This is a genomic window from Micromonospora sp. MH33 (genome assembly GCF_003013775.1).
Lineage (GTDB): Bacteria > Actinomycetota > Actinomycetes > Mycobacteriales > Micromonosporaceae > Micromonospora > Micromonospora fulviviridis.
Genome location: NZ_MUYZ01000433.1, coordinates 1 through 3,916 on the forward strand (window position 1 = coordinate 1; position 3,916 = coordinate 3,916).

The window sequence follows — 3,916 nt, forward strand, 5'->3', positions numbered from 1 at the left end:
CGGCCGCCATCGACGTGCCGGCGATGCGGGCCCAGATCGTCGGCGGCCAGGTGCCGTCCCTGCTGCGGGCGCTGCTCGGCCCGGTCACCGCCCGCCGGCAGGCGGGGCGGGGCAACTGGGCCGCCCGGCTGGCCGGCCTGGACCCGCAGGAGGCCCGCGAGCAGGTCGACGCCCTCGTCCGCGGCCTGGTCGCCCAGGTCCTCGGGCACGGCGGCGCGGACGCGGTGCCGGTGGACCGGGCGTTCCGCGAGCTGGGCTTCGACTCGCTGACCGCCGTGGACCTGCGCAACCGGATCAACGCCGCCACCGGGCTGCGGCTGGCCTCCACGCTGGTGTTCGACTACCCGACGCCGCAGATCCTCGCCGGGCATGTGTACGCCGAGCTGGCCGGTGGCCGGGCGGACGCGGCCGGCCCGGCCGAGGCGACGACGACCGGCTTCGACGAGCCGATCGCGATCGTGGGCATGGCGTGCCGGTACCCGGGCGGCGTGGACAACCCGGAGCAGTTGTGGGAGCTGCTGGCCGCGGGAGGCGACGGGATCTCGGATTTCCCGGCCGATCGGGGCTGGGACCTCGACGGCCTCTTCGACCCCGACCCGGACCGCAGCGGCACGTCGTACACCCGCCACGGCGGGTTCCTGTACGGGGCCGCGGAGTTCGACCCCGGGTTCTTCGGCATCAGCCCGCGTGAGGCCCTGGCCATGGACCCGCAGCAGCGGCTGCTGCTGGAGGCGTCGTGGGAGACGTTCGAGTCCGCCGGCCTCGACCCGCAGCGGCTGCGCGGCTCCCGCACCGGCGTGTTCGCCGGCGTGATGTACCACGACTACGCCTCCCGCCTCATGGAGGTGCCCGCCGAGGTCGAGGGCTACATCGGCACCGGCACCTCCGCCAGCGTCCTGTCCGGGCGGGTGGCGTACACGTTCGGCCTCGAAGGCCCCGCGGTCACCGTCGACACCGCCTGCTCGTCGTCCCTGGTGGCGCTGCACCTCGCGGTGCAGGCGCTGCGGTCGGGGGAGTGCGACCTCGCCCTCGCCGGTGGCGTGACGGTGATGGCCACCCCCGGCACGTTCATCGAGTTCTCCCGGCAGCGCGGGCTGTCCACCGACGGCCGGTGCAAGTCGTTCGCGGCGGCAGCCGACGGCACCGGCTGGGGCGAGGGCGCCGGCGTGCTGCTGGTGCAGCGCCTCTCCGACGCCCAGCGCGACGGTCGTCGCGTCCTCGCCGTGGTGCGGGGCACCGCCGTCAACCAGGACGGCGCGTCGAACGGCCTGACCGCGCCGAACGGGCCGTCGCAGCAGCGGGTGATCCGGCAGGCCCTCGCCAACGCGCGGCTGACCGTGGCGGACGTGGACGCCGTCGAGGCCCACGGCACCGGCACCACCCTCGGCGACCCGATCGAGGCGCAGGCCCTGCTGGCCACGTACGGGCAGGACCGGGGGGACACCGCACCGCTGCTGCTCGGTTCGATCAAGTCCAACATCGGCCACACCCAGGCCGCGGCCGGCGTGGCCGGCGTCATCAAGATGGTCCTGGCCATGCGGCACGGCATCGTCCCGCCGACGCTGCACGTGGACGAGCCCTCCCCGCACGTCGACTGGACCGCCGGGGCCGTCGCCCTGGCGACCGAGGCGACCCCGTGGCCGGCCGTGGACCGGCCCCGCCGGGCGGCCGTCTCCTCGTTCGGCATCTCCGGCACCAACGCGCACGTCGTGCTGGAACACGCCCCCGAGCACACGGTCCCGGCGGAGTTCCAGCCGGGCGCCGCCGCCGACGCCGGGATCGTCCCGCTCGCGCTCTCCGCCGCCGACCGGGCCGCGCTGCCGGAACAGGCCGCCCGGCTGCGGTCCCACCTCGCCGCGTACCCGGAGATCGGTCCGGCCGAGATGGCGTACGCCCTCGCGACCACCCGGGCGTCGTTCCCGCACCGGGCCGTCGTGCTCGGCCAGGACCGGGACCAGCTGGTCCGGGGCCTCACCGCGCTCGCCGACGGCGAGCTCGACCCCACCGTCGTGACCGGTACGGCGCTGCGCAACAGCGCGCCCGTCTTCGTCTTCTCCGGACACGGCGCCCACTGGCCCGGGATGGCCGTCGACCTGCTGGACAGCTCGCCCGTCTTCGCCGCGTCGATCGCCGAGTGCGAGGCCGTCCTCGCCCCCTGGGTCGACTGGTCGCTGACCGACGTGCTGCGCGGCGCCGACGGCGCCCCGCCGCTGGTCGCCTCCGGCGTGGTGCAGCCCACCCTCTGGGCGGTGCTGGTCTCCCTGGCCCGGCTGTGGCGCTCCCTCGGCGTACGGCCGGGCGCGGTGGTCGGGCACTCCCAGGGCGAGATCGCCGCCGCCTGCGTGGCCGGCGCCCTCTCCCTCGAGGATGCCGCCCGGATCGTCGCCCTGCGCAGCCAGGTGCTCGCCGACATCGCCGGCAAGGGCGGCATGGTCTCCGTCAGCCTGCCCGCCGACCAGGCCCGCCGGCTGCTGGAGCGGTGGGACGGCCGGCTCTCCGTGGCGGTCGTCAACGGCCCCGGATCCGTGGTGGTCGCCGGTGACCCCGACGCCCTCGCCGAACTGGTCGCCGCCTGCGCGGCCGACGAGGTGCGGACCCGCCCCCTCGACGTCGACTACGCCTCGCACTCGCCGCACGTCGAGGCCGTCGCCGACCGGCTCCTGGCCAGCCTGGACGGGATCACGGCCCGTCCCGCCGAGGTGCCCTTCTACTCGGCGCTCACCGGCCGGCAGGCCGACACCACCACCCTTGACGCCGGCTACTGGTACCGCAACCTGCGGGAGACGGTGAACTTCGAGCAGGCCGTACGCAGCCTGCTCGCCGACGGCCACCAGGTGTTCCTGGAGGTCGGCCCCCACCCGGTGCTCAGCTTCGGGATGCAGGAGACCATCGACGCCGGCGAGCACGAGGCCGCCGTGGTGAACACCCTGCGCCGCGACGCCGGCGGCTGGCCCCGGATGCTCACCGCCCTGGCCGAGCTGCACGTCCGGGGCGTCGGCGTGGACTGGAACGCGGTGTGCGGCGTGGGCTCCGGCCCGGCCGTGCCGCTGCCCACGTACGCCTTCCACCGGCGGCGGTACTGGCCGGAGACGCCGGTGCGGACCGGCCCGGTGGCCACCGTCGAGGACCCGGCCGACCGCCAGTTCTGGGACGCCGTCGAGCGGGCCGACGCCGAGGCCGTCGCCGCCGCCATGCGCATCGACGAGACCGAGGCCCGGGCGCTGGACGGGGCGCTGCCGCTGCTCTCCGAATGGCGGCAGCGCCGCCGCGACGAGTCGACCGTGGACGCCTGGCGCTACCGGGTGCGCTGGCAGCCGCTCGCCGCCGCGTCGTCCGTCCGGCTGCCCGGCACCTGGCTGCTCGTGGCGCCCGCCGCGTACGCCGGTGATCCGTTGGTCGGGCAGGTCGTCCAGGCCCTCGGCGAGGCCGGGGCCGGTGTCGTCCCGGTGTCGGTCGCCGACCCGGACCGCGCGGCGCTGGCCGGGCAGCTCGCCGACCTTGACCTCGACGCTGTCGCCGGGGTGCTCTCCCTGCTCGCCCTCGACGAGGCCGCCCACCCGGACCGTCCGGTCGTGCCCGCCGGGCTCGCCGGCACCCTCGCCCTCGTGCAGGCCCTCGGTGACCTCGGAAGCGGCGCCCCCCTCTGGTGCGCCACCCGCGGCGCCGTCTCCACCGGCCGGGCCGACCCGCTCGACCACCCCCGGCAGGCCCTGGCCTGGGGCCTCGGGCGGGTCGTCGCCCTGGAACACCCCGACCGCTGGGGCGGCCTGGTCGACCTGCCGTCCACCCTGGACCGGCGGGCCCGGGGCCGGCTCGCCGTCGCCCTCGGCGGCCTCGGGCACGAGGACCAGCTCGCCGTGCGCACCTCCGGCCTGTTCGCCCGCCGGCTCGTCCGCGCCGGCGCCGAGACCCCGCC

The 3,916-nt window shown here is 76.6% G+C and carries 1 protein-coding gene; it reads left to right on the forward strand.

Annotated elements, in window-relative coordinates; genetic code table 11:
* A partial coding sequence (locus B0E53_RS33860; RefSeq protein ID WP_146167893.1) for a type I polyketide synthase occupies window positions 1-3,916 on the forward strand: 3,916 nt, incomplete at both ends.